At 62.0% G+C, this 12,741-nt stretch carries 14 protein-coding genes; 10 read left to right on the forward strand and 4 right to left on the reverse strand.

Annotated features, from left to right (window positions below; genetic code table 11):
* Positions 1 to 132: 132 nt before the first annotated feature.
* On the reverse strand, positions 133 to 978 hold the full coding sequence (locus J2W40_RS05075) for a sugar phosphate isomerase/epimerase family protein (RefSeq protein ID WP_310222320.1): 846 nt from the start codon (positions 976 to 978) through the stop codon (positions 133 to 135).
* 149 nt (positions 979 to 1,127) lie between these two features.
* On the opposite strand from J2W40_RS05075, the gene J2W40_RS05080 reads away from it, so the two are divergent.
* Entirely contained in the window at positions 1,128 to 1,790 is a 663-nt protein-coding gene (locus tag J2W40_RS05080; RefSeq protein WP_310222322.1) for a TetR/AcrR family transcriptional regulator, read from the forward strand.
* Here J2W40_RS05080 and J2W40_RS05085 read toward each other — a convergent pair.
* Complete coding sequence (locus tag J2W40_RS05085; protein WP_310222323.1) at positions 1,733 to 2,473, reverse strand: ThuA domain-containing protein; 741 nt, start codon at positions 2,471 to 2,473, stop codon at positions 1,733 to 1,735. The genes J2W40_RS05080 and J2W40_RS05085 overlap by 58 nt on opposite strands.
* An 86-nt stretch (positions 2,474 to 2,559) precedes the next feature.
* Here J2W40_RS05085 and J2W40_RS05090 point away from each other — a divergent pair, with 86 nt between their 5' ends.
* The 9 genes from J2W40_RS05090 (at position 2,560) to J2W40_RS05130 (ending at position 10,137) form a co-directional block, all read left to right on the forward strand.
* Entirely contained in the window at positions 2,560 to 3,768 is a 1,209-nt protein-coding gene (locus J2W40_RS05090) for a CaiB/BaiF CoA transferase family protein (RefSeq protein WP_310222326.1), read from the forward strand.
* Positions 3,765 to 4,121 (forward strand): Zn-ribbon domain-containing OB-fold protein, encoded by a 357-nt coding sequence (locus J2W40_RS05095; RefSeq protein WP_310222328.1) that lies wholly within the window; start codon positions 3,765 to 3,767, stop codon positions 4,119 to 4,121. Before J2W40_RS05090 ends, J2W40_RS05095 begins: the two co-directional genes overlap by 4 nt.
* A 2-nt stretch (positions 4,122 to 4,123) precedes the next feature.
* Positions 4,124 to 5,275 carry an acetyl-CoA acetyltransferase gene (locus J2W40_RS05100; RefSeq protein WP_310222330.1) on the forward strand — a complete coding sequence of 384 codons (1,152 nt, stop codon included), beginning with the start codon at positions 4,124 to 4,126 and terminating at the stop codon, positions 5,273 to 5,275.
* Positions 5,272 to 6,048, forward strand: coding sequence for an enoyl-CoA hydratase/isomerase family protein (locus J2W40_RS05105; protein WP_310222332.1), 777 nt, complete (start codon positions 5,272 to 5,274; stop codon positions 6,046 to 6,048). The genes J2W40_RS05100 and J2W40_RS05105 overlap by 4 nt, the downstream gene beginning before the upstream one ends.
* Positions 6,049 to 6,164: 116 nt before the next feature.
* Positions 6,165 to 7,427: an aromatic ring-hydroxylating oxygenase subunit alpha gene (locus tag J2W40_RS05110; protein ID WP_310222335.1), complete on the forward strand. Its 1,263-nt coding sequence runs from the start codon at positions 6,165 to 6,167 to the stop codon at positions 7,425 to 7,427.
* A 25-nt stretch (positions 7,428 to 7,452) separates the two neighbouring features.
* The gene (locus tag J2W40_RS05115) at positions 7,453 to 8,247 is read left to right on the forward strand and encodes an SDR family oxidoreductase (RefSeq protein ID WP_310222337.1); all 795 of its coding nucleotides are present in this window, start codon (positions 7,453 to 7,455) and stop codon (positions 8,245 to 8,247) included.
* Complete coding sequence (locus J2W40_RS05120) at positions 8,244 to 8,714, forward strand: VOC family protein (protein ID WP_310222339.1); 471 nt, start codon at positions 8,244 to 8,246, stop codon at positions 8,712 to 8,714. Before J2W40_RS05115 ends, J2W40_RS05120 begins: the two co-directional genes overlap by 4 nt.
* Positions 8,715 to 8,719: 5 nt before the next feature.
* Entirely contained in the window at positions 8,720 to 9,652 is a 933-nt protein-coding gene (locus J2W40_RS05125) for an acyl-CoA thioesterase (RefSeq protein WP_310222341.1), read from the forward strand.
* On the forward strand, positions 9,649 to 10,137 hold the full coding sequence (locus J2W40_RS05130) for a MaoC/PaaZ C-terminal domain-containing protein (protein ID WP_310222343.1): 489 nt from the start codon (positions 9,649 to 9,651) through the stop codon (positions 10,135 to 10,137). Before J2W40_RS05125 ends, J2W40_RS05130 begins: the two co-directional genes overlap by 4 nt.
* A gap of 10 nt (positions 10,138 to 10,147) precedes the next feature.
* Here the strand turns inward: J2W40_RS05130 and J2W40_RS05135 are convergent, their stop codons facing one another.
* On the reverse strand, positions 10,148 to 11,311 hold the full coding sequence (locus J2W40_RS05135; protein ID WP_310222345.1) for an acyl-CoA dehydrogenase family protein: 1,164 nt from the start codon (positions 11,309 to 11,311) through the stop codon (positions 10,148 to 10,150).
* 11 nt (positions 11,312 to 11,322) lie between these two features.
* A complete protein-coding gene (locus J2W40_RS05140; RefSeq protein WP_310222347.1) occupies positions 11,323 to 12,738 on the reverse strand; it encodes a dihydrolipoamide acetyltransferase family protein in 1,416 nt (471 codons plus the stop codon).
* Between the last annotated feature and the right edge of the window lie 3 nt (positions 12,739 to 12,741).

The following is a 12,741-nucleotide window of genomic DNA, read 5'->3' on the forward strand; positions in this document are numbered from 1 at the left end:
AGGGTGATAGTAGCGGTGCAGGATGATCTTGGCCACAGTCGCTATCGGAAATTTCAATCGCTTGGGCAGGATCGCGCGTTTCGGCGACTGACTGGGTCAGCCACGAAGCTCAGCCGATTTCTGGATGCTTGTTCATCCTTTCATACTCCGCCGGGGCGATGATAGTGGTAAGGCCAGACCGACGATATTTTTGCAGGCTTCGACGGCGGCGCGCGCGCGATCCTCGTCATTCACGCCTTGGGCCTTGTCTGTCCACCTTGGCACTTCCACCTCAGCCAGCAGCGGCTGGTGCAGGACGGATAGAAGATCAGCGAGCGGGAAAGTCCCTTTGCCTGGCAGTTCGCGCGTCTTGACCGCTTCGTTCCAACGCTGGTCATCGGGGCAATGGTGCGGACCGTCCGACAATTGAACATAGCTGATGAGATCGGCGTTGGCGGCGACCTCCTCCACGCTACCGACTTCGCGAAACAGGTGAAGCGCGTCGCAAGCCAACATGCCGCGCTTTGCCTGCCGCACGATCTGCGCTGCTTCGCTGAGTGTGCGGATCGCGGAAAAGCGCATGAATTCGAGGCCAGCGACGATGTCGAACTGTTCCGCCTGCGCGGCAAAGGCGGCGAAACGATCAATCGCTTCGGTCGGGTCAGATATGGCATGGAGGTGCGCGGTCGCGCGCGTGGCGCCCAGGGACGCGCCGACGTCGAGCGCGCGCGCGAAAGCATCGGCATCCTCTTGCCCATCGAGAGAGAAAACCTCTATATTACCGATCGTTACACCGGCATCCTTCATATGGGCGCGCAATTGCGGCACGTCGGAGGGCGTCACCAGCGGGTAGCGTCCCTTTGCTGCGTCCGGCATGATGGTGAAGAGGCACACATGGGCGCAGCCCGTCATTGCCGCCAGATCCACCAGCCGAGCCGGCGCGGCGTCGAGTATCGTCAGTTGATGCAGCGACAATGCGATGTCGGCGGTGGCGTCCATGCCGGTCTCTCCCTGGTCTGTCCGCCTTTGACCTTACACACCATTTGGCAGAAAAAGACAATCATGGATGTCTTTTTCTATTTTCCGCGATAGGATGGTACCATAGAGTCAGGCCGCAAGCCTGACCGAGAAGGAGGAGAGGCACCATCGTGAAACGCACCGCCGTTGACGGGCCAACGCAGCAGGCGCTCAAAAGCCTGAATACGCGGGCGCGATTGATCGAGGCGACGATCCGGGTTCTCGTGCGCAACGGCTATGCCCGCACGACCACGCCGCAGGTCGCGCTGGAAGCCGGGCTGTCGCGCGGTGCGATGCTGCACCATTTCGACAATGGCGTTTCCCTTATCAAGGAAACAATCATCCACCTGCACGAAAGGCGGTTGCTTGCGTTCCGTCGAGCGGCGGAACGCAACGCCCTGGACCATCGCGCCATGGTGCGCACTTATTGGCGGCAGGTGCAGAAGCCCGCCTTCATCGCCTTTCACGAACTCGCCATTGCAGCGCGCACGAACAGCGATCTGGCCGCGATGCTGCACCCCTTGCAAGCGGAGTTCCGCGCCCGCTTCAACCAGCTAGCCGCCAGCCTCTATCCCGAATGGCAGAGTGAGCCGCATCGCTTCGCGCTCGCCATGGCCGTGTCGCAGGCGACTATGGAAGGTATGGCGATCAACCTGATGACCGGCGCCATGGACGAAGCCCTGGTGGAGCCTGTGCTGTGTTCGCTCGAAGCCCAGCTTCATGCGCTGCGGCCCGATCAACCGTCCCTGGCATTGGCCAGTCCCCAGCCAATGCCACGGCGCAAAAGCTCATGAAAAATCGGATAATTCCAGGCGCAGCGTTGTGGATGCGGCCAGAAGGACGTCAGCGGCCGAAGATCATAATGGCCCCGGCAATGACCCAGCGTGAGATACAATATCGCCCCCTTCCCCACCGACCGTTCGTAGAGCACGGGCACCTGCGGTTCGTCCCAGTCGGCATCGCGAAATTCGTCGCATGTTCCGGTGAAGCTGGTGTGGAGCAGCACGTCGATATCGGCGGTGCGATGCGTGAGATAAAGTTCATCCTCGACGCGGAAGTCGCGCAGTCCCTGCGTCATCATATGGTCGCCGCGCGTCACGAACACCTTGAACGGGGCGATCGGGGGATGGCCGGCAAAGCGGGTTCCGAGCAACTGGCTGAACGCCGGCACAAGATCGGGTGTGTCGACGACGCCGTCCGCACCGAAGCGCAGCACGGCATTGGTGCCATGCAGGGCGAGCCAGCGGCCGCCGCGTCGCAGGAATGTGTCGAGAGCCGCCACCTGCGCATCATCGGCGGGCATGAGATCGCATGTGTAAGTAATCAGCATATCCGCGCGCGCCAGATTGGCGAGATCGGCATAGTCGGACGCAACAGAGGTACGGATTTGCGGCTGTTCCGCCAGCAATTTAAGCAGTTCGAGCCGCGCAAAATCAATGTCGTGAAATTTTCCGGCGGCGATCAAATGAACGTTCATGACAGCAAACTTCCCTCTCCCGCATATGTGCGTGTGCGCGCGAGCTTAGGGCAGGCCAAGGAGATGGCAATGATCGAGACGGGCCAATGAGCGGCAAAGGACAAGGGCCGCTGGCGGGCGTGCGCATATTGGACCTGACCAGCGTGCTGATGGGCCCTTATGCAACGCAGATTTTTGCCGACTTGGGGGCCGATGTCATCAAGGTGGAAAGTCCGCAGGGGGACACCACCCGTTTCATTCCGCCCGGACCCGATGCGGCGCGCGGAGCGATGTTCCTGAACGTCAATCGCGGCAAGCGGTCGATCGTGATGGACCTGAAGCAACCTTCCGCGCGGTCCGCGCTGCTGCGGCTCGCGGAAAGCGCCGACGTCTTCATCCATTCGATGCGGGCCAGTGCCATCGGGCGCCTCGGCCTGGACTATGCGGCGCTGAGTGCTGTCAACGATCAGATCATCTACGCCAATCTCTATGGTTTCGCGCGAAACGGCCCCTATCGCGACTATCCGGCCTATGACGATATCGTACAGGCCGCATCGGGCATCGTCGATTTGCAGGCGCGTCTGTCGGGCGGTCAGCCGACCTATGCCGCCACCGTCATAGCGGACAAGGTCGCCGGGTTGACTGGCGCTTATTCGGTAATCGCAGCGCTCTATGCGCGCGAAAAAAGCGGCACTGGGCAGGAAATTGAAGTGCCCATGTTCGAAACGCTCGTATCCTTCACGATGGTCGAACATCTGTGCGGATCGCTATTCGTGCCGCCGCAGGGGCCGCCCGAATATCCCCGTGCGACATCCGAGGCGCGACGGCCCTATCGCACGGCCGACGGGCATATCGGCGTCATGATCTATAATGACAAACATTGGCGCGCCTTTTTCGAGGAACTGGGTCATCCCGAATGGTCGCGCGATCCGATCTTCGGGTCGATGCGGTCCCGCACCGAAAATATCGGGACCGTATTGGCACGGGTGGCGGACGTGATGGCGACGCGAACGACCGAGGAATGGATGACGCTGTTCCGACGGGCGCAGATTCCCGCGACGCCGATCGCAACGCTGACCGATCTGTTGACTGATCCCCATCTGGCCGAGACGGGCTTTTGGAACGAGCAGCAGACGGAACTGGGCACGATGCGCTTTCCCGGCATTCCCACCCGCTTTTCCGCGACGCCCGGTGCGATCGGCGACCCTGGACCCGTGCTGGGCGGCGATAGCGAACAGATCATGCGCGAAGCGGGATTTTCCGATGCCGAGATTATGGCGTTGCAGGCGACGGGCGCGCTGGGGGCGGCGGCATGAGCGGGCATGAGCAGCAATGGCGCGCGGCGCTGACAGAAGGACGCTTCCTGCTACAGCGCGCCCCCGATGGCCGGGTGGTTTTCCCACCGCGCGCGGCCGCACCCGGCACCGGCGAGCCGCTTGAATGGATCGAGGCGTCCGGGCGCGGCACCGTCTATAGCCTGTCCTGGATCCATCAACGTCCGCCCGCGCCGCCCTATCATGTGGCGCTCATTGATCTGGAAGAGGGCGCACGGCTGATGAGCCGGGTCGAGGGTACGACGCCCGAAACGCTGCACATTGGCCAGGCTGTTCGCGCCGTCATAGCGGGATCGGTAGACGCGCCGCTGCTGGTATTTCGGGCGGAGGATTGACCATGGCCGATCGCTTTCCGCGCGGCCGCGCCGCCATCGCCGGGCTTGCGACCTTTGGCGTGGGAGAAACGCCGGGCTATAGCGCGATGGAATTGACGGCGGCTGCAGCAACGCGCGCAGTGGCCGACGCCGGGCTGACCCTGGCCGATGTCGATGCGCTGTTCATTTGCCAGCCCGACGATTTTTTCGCGGGCCTTTCCTTTGCCGAGCATCTGGGGCTGCGGCCCGGCTATACCGACAATAATCGCACGGGCGGTTCCGCCTTCATGAGCCATATGGCGGTCGCTGCCCTGATGCTCGACGCCGGCTATATTGATTGCGCGCTTATCGCCTATGGCTCGAACCAGCGCAGCGCGGGCGGCAAGCTCGCGACGCGGATAACGCATAATCAATGGGATGCGCCCTATGCGCCGCTATTCCCGATCACATCCTACGCGCTGGCCGCAGCCCGACATATGCATGACTATGGCACGACGCGGGCGCAGTTGGCGGCGGTGGCCCTGTCAGCGCGCGGTTGGGCGCGGACCAATGAAGAGGCGTTTGCGCGTGGGCCACTGACGCTCGATGACTGCCTGTCGGCGCGCATCGTGAGTTCCCCGCTTTCGACGCGCGACTGCTGCCTGGTCACCGATGGGGCCGCCGCCATCGTCATGACCCGGACCGATCGAGCCCGCGATCTGGCCAAGCCGCCGGTGCCGTTGCTGGGGGCGGCGGCAGCGACATGGTGGAACGCGATTGCCCAAGCGCAGGATGTGACGGTCACCGCGGCAAAGGAATCGGGCGCGCGCGCGATGGCGATGGCGGGCATTGGCGCGTCAGACCTCAAGCTGGTGCAGCTTTATGATGCCTTCACGATCAGTACGATCCTGTTCCTGGAGGATTTGGGCTTTTGCGCGAAGGGCGAAGGCGGACCGTTCGTGGAAAGCGGCGCGATCGCACCGGGCGGATCGCTGGCGGTCAATACCAATGGCGGGGGCCTGTCCTGCTGCCATCCGGGCATGTACGGCCTCTTTGCCATTATCGAGGCCGCACGGCAGATCCGGGGCGAGGCCGCAAACCCGCAGCCAGGCATTGATGTTGCCCTGGCGCATGGCAATGGCGGTACCCTGTCCTCGCAAGCCACCGTCATCCTGGGGAGCATGGCCGCCTTATGACCGACGCCGGATTAATCATCGAGCGGCGGGGTGCGATCTGCCTGCTCACCATCGACCGTGAGCCAGTGCGCAACGCGCTTGACGCTGCGACTTCGCGCGCGCTGGACGCCGCAGTCACCCAGGCCGAGGGCGATCCCGATATCGGCGCGATCGTGCTGACGGGCGCGGGCCATCGCGCATTCTGTTCCGGCATGGACCTGAAGGAAGCAGCGGTGATAGGCGCAGGCCATGGCCTTATCCCCGACCGGGGCTTTGGCGGGCTGACCGAGCGGCGGCGCACCAAGCCGCTGATCGCCGCCGTCAATGGCACCGCGGTCGCCGGTGGATTCGAGATTATATTGGCGTGCGATCTGGTTTTTGCCGCCGACCATGTGCTGATGGGGCTGAGCGAAGTGAGGCGTGGCCTGTTCGCCTTTGCCGGCGGCGTGCAGCGGCTTGCCCGGCAACTTCCGCGCGGCACGGCGCTGGCGATGATCATGACCGGCGAATTGTTACCGGCGCGGCGGCTTTATGAACTGGGCGTCGTAACCGAGGTGCTGCCTGCGGCGCAGTTGCTGGACCGAACCCTGGCCGTCACGACGGCCATGCTGGGCAATAGCTGGGACGCGGTCAACAATGGCCGCCACCTTTATGAACTGGCCGCAGACATGGAGATCAATCAGGCGCTCGCCATGGGAAAAGCATGGGGCATGGCGACGCTGGAGAGCCCCGACAGCCGCGCCGGGATCGCAGCCTATGTTGGCGGAAGGAAGGCGGAAGACAGCGGGTCTTAACAATAAAAAAGACAATCATGGTTGACTGTTTTATTGTGACGCCTAGGATGCGGTAAGAGCTTTGCGGAGCCGGATTCGGATCGCCAGACTTCGCAAGACATAAGCCCATGCCCCGCATGACGGGTGCCATTGAGCCCTGGGAGAGAAGAGCGATGCTGGATCTGGTGACGGATCAGAGGCCCGAAAACGACTTCGCGCGCATGGATTATGAGCGTGATCGCAAGGCTCCGCCCGAAGGGTTCCCCAAATTGCCGGATATCCCCGGATCGCGATACACCGATGCCGAATTTCTGAAACTTGAGCGCGAAATGATGTGGGATCGCGCCTGGCTTTATGCCGGGCATACCGACCAGTTGCCCAATCCCGGCAGTTGGTTCCTCACGCGCAATTCAGGCGCGCCGATCATTGTCGCCCGCACATTGACGGGTGAAATCAAAGCTTTTTACAATACCTGCCAGCATCGCGGTGCGCCGCTCGTCACCGAAGAGGCCGGTGAAGGGCGCGGCTTTGTCTGCGGCTATCATGGCTGGAGCTACACGCTGGATGGCAAGCTGACGGCGGTTCGCGACAAGCGCGATTTCGTGGATCTGGATTTTTCCTGCCGCTCGCTGATGCAGGTGCGTTGCGAATTGCTGGGATCGCTGATCTTCATCAATCGCGATCCCGATGCGCAGCCCCTGCTTGCGCATATCGGGCCGATGGCCGAACAACTTGAACAGTTTGAACTGGAGAAACTGCGTCTGGTCGACAGCCGCAGCTATGAGGTAGACTGCAACGTCAAGGTGCTGCTCGACGCCTTCCTCGAAGTCTATCATCTAAAATCCATCCACGTTGATACGGTGGATCGCTTTCTGGACCATCGCGCCATGATCGTGACGCTTTGGCCCAATGGGCACAGCCGTATGGCGACACCCAACCGCCGTCCCGACTGGGTCGATCCCGGCACCGTCGGCATGCCCGCCATTCCGTCGATTACGGAATTTCCGGCCAAGAATAATGTAAGTTACCAGATTTTCCCCAATTTCGTGATGCCGCCTGCACCCACGGGCATTCCGATCCTGCAATTCTGGCCAATGGGGCCGAAAAAGTCGCGCGTCGTGTCAAGCTGGCTCGCGCCCGACCATGATCCGGCCAATCCGCACCCGCTCTGGCCCACCCGCCTCTCGAACTGGGAGCGCATCCTCTATGAGGATTTGCAATATGCGCCGCAAATCCAAGAATCTCTGGAAAGCCCCGGCTTCAAGGGCATGCCGCTCAACTATCAGGAACGCCGCATCTATCATTGGCATGAAGAACTGGACCGGCGCATCGGCCTCAATATCGTGCCCGAACATGCCCGTGTGCAGCAGGTGTTGAGCGATTGGGTCCAGAAGGACTGAGCAACGACAGATGGAGGAGCGCGGCATGGCCGATTTGACAGGCAAGGTTGCCATCGTGATGGGCGCCGCCAACCGCGACAATATGGCGCAGGTCATCGCTCGCCGTCTCCGTGCGGACGGCGCGCATATTGTGGTCGCGGGTCGCAAGCCGGAAGCGTTGGAGGAACTGGCGTCGGAGCTTGGGGGACTTGCGGTCAGTGGCTGCGACCTCAGCAATGAAGAGGATCTGGCCCGGCTCGCGCAAAGCGCCGTGGACAGCTATGGCGGCGTCGACATTGCCGTGAATGCGACCGGCTGGGGCTTGTTGAAACCCTTTCTGGAAACCACCAAGGCGGAAATAGAGAAGATTACCGCGCTCCAATTTACTGGCGCGATCCTCTTTTATCAGGCGATGCTACGGGTGATGCGGCCTGGCGGATCCTTGATCCAGATATCCTCGGCCACGGCCACCATCATGCTGGAGGATCATGCCGCCTATATGGGCACGAAGGCGGGCGCGGATCATGTGATCCGCTGCATCGCCAATGAATTTGGCCGACGCGGCATTCGCGCCAATTCCGTTGCACCGGGCTTTACCGCAACGCCCATGACCGCGCAGGCCGCGAAAAACGCTGCAATCGTCGAAACATTCGTCAAAGAATATCCATTGGGGCGGGTCGGGACCAGCGAGGATATTGCCGAGGCCGTGTCCTGGTTGGCAAGCGACGCCTGCTTCATGACCGGCCAGACTTTGCAGGTGAATGGCGGTCTGACGTTGCGCCGCAATCCGACCAATGCGGAAATCGTCCAGGCCGTGAAGGCGGCACGGGCATCATCATGATCCGCGGGGTTCATCACCTCGCCATATCCACACCCGACATCGACCGCTTCGTCGATCATTATCAGCGCTGGTTCGGCTTCGAGCCTGTGGGCGATGGCGGTTGGGAGCCTGGCAACGACCGGATAGATCAGATGGTCGGCCTGTCGGGCAGCGCCGCTCGCTATGCCTTCCTGCGGCTCGGCAATGTGCATGTCGAGGTGTTTGAATATCGGACCAACGATCCGGTCGATGTCCGGCCGCGCATGTGCGACCGCGGCATCACGCATCTTTGCCTATATTGCGACGATGTTTTCGAAGAATATGAGAGATTGAAAGCATTGGGAATGACCTTCAACGCCCCGCCGGGCGGCACAGCGGCGACCCGCGCCACTTATGGCCATGATTGCGACGGCAATGTCGTGGAATTGCTACAAATCGTCGATCCAGCCTGCAGTTTTAGTTTCGGAAATCTGCGTGCATCCTGCTAGGCGGGATGCGTAAACTGCACCGGATGACCTTGCGCTTGCCTTTATCCTCCGCCTTTCCCGACGATCCCGACCTTGAGCGGATACAGGCCTTTGCCTTTGACAGGATTGGGCCCGACCAGTTTCAGGTCGAGCCGGGTCATAGCGGTTTGTTGCGGCTGTTTGGCGGGGCCGTGCTCTCGCAAAGCCTTGCTGCGGCACAGCTTACCGTGCCGGAGGATAAAATCTGCCACAGCCTGCACGCCTATTTCCTCAAGCCGGGACTGACCGACCGGCCCGTCGAGTTCAGCGTGACGCGCGAAAGCGATGGCCGCAGCTTCGCCAACCGCATGGTACGCATGACACAGGGCGGCACCCCGATCGTCAATCTGATGGCTTCGTTCAAGACGGCGGAAGACGCACCGCAGTTTAGCCTGCCGATGCCCGACGTGCCGATGCCTGAAACACTGCCGAAGCTGGATGACCTGGTCGCCGCTTATGGTGACCGCTTGCCATCGCGCCATCGCCCTTTCTGGCAACGCCGCCAAATGTTCGAGTGGCGGCCGGTCGATGGATATCGTTTCGACGAGCGCGTGATAGGCCCGGCGACAAGAGCGCTGTGGTTTCGGCTGAACGGCACGGAAGATGGCCCTGCCGCCGTGCAGCAGCGGCTGCTGACCTATGCGTCGGACATGCATATCTTTCATACCGCGCTCAGTCCGCTGGGTCTTGGTTGGGCCAATGATTTCCTGCAAAGCAGCAGTCTGGACCATGGGATCTGGTTTCATGCCGATTTTCGCGTCGATGATTGGCTGCTCTATGTGCTGGAAGGTGCCGCCGCGTCCAATGCGGTGGCGCTGGGACGAGGGCATATTTTTCGCAGCGACGGACAAATCATAGCTACGGTGAGCCAGCAGGGCCTGGTCCGGATGCTGGCGGAAAAGCGGGAAGGGAAATTATGACGGGCGAATTTTCCGCGCGAAAACCCCATCGCCAGTTCGAGGATCTAGCCGTCGGCGAGTTTCGTCGCTCAAGCGAGCGGGTGGTGACGCAGGACGAGATATTGGCGTTCGCCCGCCGCTATGATCCGCAATGGTTCCATAGCGACCCGGAGGCCGCCACTCAATCAGTGTTCGGCGAGTTGGTGGCAAGCGGCATCCACGTTCTGGCCTTGTGGCGGCAGATGGATCATGAGATTAATTGGGACATTGACTGGGTGTGCGGCATCGGCTGGGACGAGTTGCGCCTACGCCGCGCGGTGCGGGCAGGCGATCATATTCATGTGACGAGCGAAATCGTGAGTCTGGAACCATCAAAGACACGAGACGACCGGGGCACCGCCATCACTCGCTACGCCGTCATGCTGGCGGATGGGACAGAGGCGGTGACGTTCAGCAGCATCAACCTGGTGTATACGCGCGCAGGCCGCGCGCGTATGACCGACTGATCCGCCTGCTTTACCGCCGCTGATCGAAGCGCCGTCCCAGCATCGCGCCTGCGATATTCACCTTCTGGATGTCGATGGCACCGCCCGCAATGCCCCACCCCCAACTGTCGCGCAGGCGGCGTTCCATCGGAAAATCCTTGGAATAGCCATAAGCCCCCATCAACTGCATAGCGTCGCCCGTCACCTCCCGCGCAATGGTGTTGGCGAAACATTTGCCCGTGGAGCTATGGAGCACGGAGGGCAGGCCGTCTTCCGCCAGAGAGGCAGCGCGCCAGATCAACAGTCGCGCCGCTTCCACCTTCATCTGCATTTCTGCGAGCTTCAATTGCACCGCCTGAAATTCAGCGATCGGCTTGCCGAACTGCTTGCGCTCCAGCACATAGGCGCTGACATCTTCCAGCGCGCCCGATGCCTGCGCCAGCGACATGGTCGCATTGCCGCACCGTTCCAGATCAAATGCTTCCATCAATTTCTTGAAGCCGCCATCGGCCGGGACGATGATATTGTCGATCGGCACTTCGCATTCGTCAAAATGGAGGTCGGACGAGGGTATGCCGCGAAAGCCCATCAATTGTTCATTGGGACCGAAACTAAGGCCCGGCGCGTCTTTCTCCACCAGCACGGCACCAATGCCCTTTGCGCCCGGCGCATCGGACAGGCGGCAATAGACGACATAGGCATCGGCATGGCCGCCGCCCGAACACCAGCGTTTGGTGCCGTTAATCACGACCCGGTCACCCCGGATCAGGCCGGTGGTCTTAAGGTCGGTGAGCGCGCTGCCTGCATCGGGTTCCGACATGGATACGGCGACCACCATTTCGCCCGCGCAGACGGCCGGGACAATGCGGCGGCGCAGGCTTTCCGAAGCGAAATGCTCGATCGCACGGACGGGGCCAACCGAGGATTCGAACACGGGAAAGCCGACCGCCGAGGAAATCTTGCCAAATTCCTCCAGCACGATCAGCGCTTCGATATTGCCAAGGCCAAGGCCGCCCAGATCACCGGCGATGTTGATGCCCAGAAAGCCGAGTTCGGCATAGCGCTTCACCAAAGCCCGGCTCGGCGGCTTATTGTCCCGCTCCAGTTCCGCCGCGATCGCAGGCAGTTCGGCGCGCGCAAAGGCGCGGGCGGCTTCCTGAAGCTGGCGCTGGTCTTCGGTCAGTTGAAAATGCATGTCGGTCGCCTTCAGAGCAAATGGGGCTGTTCGAGGAGGTTCGCGAGCGCCGCCATGAAGCGGCCACCATCCGCGCCGTCGATGGCGCGATGGTCGCAGGAGAGAGCAAGATGCAGGACCGGCACGATGCGGATCGCCCCGTCATCGTCGATCGGTTCCGGCCGGGCCACGCCGACCGCCAGGATGGCGCCCTGCGGCGGGTTGATGATCGCGTCGAACTGCTCGACGCCAAAGCTACCCAGGTTCGAGATAGAGAAGCTGCCGCCGGTAAATTCTTCCGGGCGCAGCTTGCCGCTGCGCGCGCGCTGGGCCAACGCCTTCATGCCCCTGTTGATCTCCGCCAGCGACAGGCCGTCTGCACCGAACAGGATGGGCGTCACCAATCCCCTGTCGGTCGCGACAGCGACGGCGATATCGGCCGCCGGGAAGTGATGAACATCATGGCCATGCACTTGAATGTTGAGTGCCGGGACTTCCATAAGCGCCAGGGCGCAGGCGCGCACGATATAGTCATTGACGCTGGGCCGGTCGCCCACCGCTGCCGCGCGGAGGGCGAGCAGTCGGTCGGCGCGCACTCGGCGGCGAACGTAGAAATGCGGGATCTGCTGCTTCGCTTCGGTGAGCCGCCGGGCGATGGTGCGGCGCATGGACGACATGGGGATCACGTCGGCACTGCGCGTCATGGTAGCCTGATCCTGGGGCGGCTGCGCGACGGGATCGGGATGGCGCGCGGGACGAGCCTGTTCCAGTACCGTTAGGACATCGTCGCGGCGTACTTTGCCGCGCGCGCCGGTGCCCTGTATGCCCGCAAGATCAAGCCCGTTGAGGCTGGCAAGACGCCGGGCGACGGGCGTCGACAATATGGCGCTGGGCGGCGTCGGCGGAAAAGCGCCAGTGAGCGTCACCGAAGGCGCCGGACGCGCGGACTGATGCACATCCTGCGCGAAAATACGACCATGCCGACCCGATCCTTCGACACCGGCGAGATCGACGCCAAGCCGTTGCGCTTCGGCAATCGCGACCGGACTGGCCGCTACACCATCGGGGAGAATCGGCGGCGTGGCGGCCTGGGCCATGAGCGGATCGGGTGCAGCGCTTGGCGACGAAATGTCTGGTTCGAAGCGGTTGTCCGATGGACTAAATGCTGCGATCAGCGCGTCAACCTCCGCAACGCTCGCTTCGCCGCCGTCGCTCAGCACGCCAAGCAGGGCACCCACGGGATAGGTCTGTCCCGCCTGCGCAATGATGCGTACGAAACGGCCATCCTTTTCCGCCTCGACCTCATTAGTGATCTTGTCGGTTTCAATGAGTGTGAGGACCGTGCCTTTGGCGAAGGGCGCATTTTCAGCGACCATCCATTCAGCGATGGTCCCTTCGGCCATTTCGATCCCCCATTTGGGCATCGTGAAGGCGGTGAGCTTCGTCATCTG

The sequence above is a fragment of the Sphingobium xenophagum genome (assembly GCF_031457465.1).
GTDB lineage: Bacteria > Pseudomonadota > Alphaproteobacteria > Sphingomonadales > Sphingomonadaceae > Sphingobium > Sphingobium xenophagum_A.

Coding starts and splice junctions, on each gene's coding strand:
- J2W40_RS05075 (WP_310222320.1), bottom strand. CDS start 978: ATGGACGCCACCGCCGACATCGCATTGTCGCTGCATCAACTGACGATA.
- J2W40_RS05085 (WP_310222323.1), bottom strand. CDS start 2,473: ATGAACGTTCATTTGATCGCCGCCGGAAAATTTCACGACATTGATTTT.
- J2W40_RS05090 (WP_310222326.1), top strand. CDS start 2,560: ATGAGCGGCAAAGGACAAGGGCCGCTGGCGGGCGTGCGCATATTGGAC.
- J2W40_RS05095 (WP_310222328.1), top strand. CDS start 3,765: ATGAGCGGGCATGAGCAGCAATGGCGCGCGGCGCTGACAGAAGGACGC.
- J2W40_RS05100 (WP_310222330.1), top strand. CDS start 4,124: ATGGCCGATCGCTTTCCGCGCGGCCGCGCCGCCATCGCCGGGCTTGCG.
- J2W40_RS05105 (WP_310222332.1), top strand. CDS start 5,272: ATGACCGACGCCGGATTAATCATCGAGCGGCGGGGTGCGATCTGCCTG.
- J2W40_RS05110 (WP_310222335.1), top strand. CDS start 6,165: ATGACGGGTGCCATTGAGCCCTGGGAGAGAAGAGCGATGCTGGATCTG.
- J2W40_RS05115 (WP_310222337.1), top strand. CDS start 7,453: ATGGCCGATTTGACAGGCAAGGTTGCCATCGTGATGGGCGCCGCCAAC.
- J2W40_RS05120 (WP_310222339.1), top strand. CDS start 8,244: ATGATCCGCGGGGTTCATCACCTCGCCATATCCACACCCGACATCGAC.
- J2W40_RS05125 (WP_310222341.1), top strand. CDS start 8,720: ATGCGTAAACTGCACCGGATGACCTTGCGCTTGCCTTTATCCTCCGCC.
- J2W40_RS05130 (WP_310222343.1), top strand. CDS start 9,649: ATGACGGGCGAATTTTCCGCGCGAAAACCCCATCGCCAGTTCGAGGAT.
- J2W40_RS05135 (WP_310222345.1), bottom strand. CDS start 11,311: ATGCATTTTCAACTGACCGAAGACCAGCGCCAGCTTCAGGAAGCCGCC.
- J2W40_RS05140 (WP_310222347.1), bottom strand. CDS start 12,738: ATGACGAAGCTCACCGCCTTCACGATGCCCAAATGGGGGATCGAAATG.